The organism is Aquimarina muelleri DSM 19832 (genome assembly GCF_000430665.1).
GTDB classification, from domain to species: Bacteria; Bacteroidota; Bacteroidia; order Flavobacteriales; family Flavobacteriaceae; genus Aquimarina; species Aquimarina muelleri.
In genome coordinates this window covers 1-1,664 of record NZ_AUML01000096.1, presented here as the reverse complement: position 1 = coordinate 1,664, position 1,664 = coordinate 1, and the positions used below count along the sequence as shown (strand labels likewise).

The 1,664-nt window shown below is 38.0% G+C and carries 1 protein-coding gene; it reads right to left on the bottom strand.

What is annotated here, in order from left to right:
• On the bottom strand, positions 1-1,138 hold a 1,138-nt coding region (ltrA, locus tag H527_RS0118665), incomplete at its 3' end, for a group II intron reverse transcriptase/maturase (RefSeq protein WP_035089060.1).
• Between the last annotated feature and the right edge of the window lie 526 nt (positions 1,139-1,664).

Here is a 1,664-nt window from a genome sequence, read left to right as displayed (position 1 = left end):
ACCTTGCCCACCTTACCAATTTGATACGAAGCACATAAAACACCTTAGACAAACTATATCCTCGATATTTACCAAAATAACGTATCCATCCCCTGAGTTTAGGGTTTAAATGATATGCAATGCCAACAATGTTGTCACACCGCATTCTAGGGATTTCCATTTTCCTGATTGTCTCAAATATCCTTGATCTGGATTGGATGCTCATCGCACAATCGTAGCCTAGAAACAATTTGCCTGTTTTCTTCGACTTAGAGGTACGAGGCTGAAAGGTATACCCTAGAAAATCAAATTTGATTTCTCTGTATTGTTTTTGCCTTTTGAAATCCTTACAATAAACAATCTTGGTCTTTTCAGGATGTAATGTTAATCCACATTGCTTAACCCTTTGTTTGATTCTTTGTAAGATATGTTCTGCTTGACTTTGAGTCTTACAATGGATAATGATATCATCCGCATAGCGTACAAATTCAATAGAGGAATCTGTTGTTTGGATCCAGAGATCTAAAGTATAATGCAAATACAAATTGGCTAACAGTGGGCTGATCACTCCACCTTGTGGTGTACCTTTTGATCTGTCTATGACTCTACCTTCTCTGGTCTTTATTGGGCACTCTAACCATCTTTTGATATAGAATTTTATCCAATCTTCACTTATGTGTTTGTCCAATGCTTTGAGTAGCTTATTATGATTGATCTCTTCAAAGAAATTTTTAATGTCTAAATCAATCACCCAATCATATTTCCAACAGTTTTCTCGTACTTTTTGTAAAGCTTGATGTGCATTAAGATTTGGACGATATCCATAGGAATTGGGATGAAAGATCTTTTCTATCCTTTCTTCTATTTGATTCTTGATAACCGTTTGAGCTACTCGGTCACTGATCGTAGGAATACCTAGTCGACGTTTTGAACCATCTTTCTTGGGTATTTCAACTTGTAGGACTGGTGGGGGAAAGTAACTCCCTGAAGCTAATCGATTCCAGACTTTGTACAGATGTTTACTTCTATCCTTGTCATATTTTGACATCGTTAGATCGTCAACTCCTGCACTTTTTCCTTTTCGTTTTACCTCAAGATAAGCTCCCCATACCATCTCTTTAGTAATAGGTACTGATTTTGTCTCATTCCATAAAGTCATCCTCTTTCAAGTTGTTAAATGTGATGTGACTGTATAAGCTCATCCCTTCGATCCAGTTTCATTACAAAACCTTCAGCACTACTACGGATGAGTCCGCCCCTGCATAATTCATTGATATTCTGTCTCTAGGTTGATCCTATTGTACATTTCTCTTTGCATTACTATGCAGGTTCCCGAGTTCCGTAAATAAGCCCGAATAAAGGTCATGCCTCCTAAATGACGCCTGCCGCTTAGCCAGTAAACAGGTAACCGATAAACTTATCATGGTTCACATACTTAAACCACTTTTGACAGAATGTAGCACTTTCTCGACACTTCATCAGAGGTTCATTTGTATTCATCTCCTTTATTCATACCTGATAATCTCATGGATTACCTTTTCTATAACGCTCAATACCTTGGCTCTTTACCAAAGCACCTTATAGTGGTTTGATGTTCTCTCCTGTAAAACAACACCAGTGGGTCGGTTCCACCATCTTATTAACAGTTACGTAACGTTTTCAGCCCTTCGTTACTCTCGGCACAC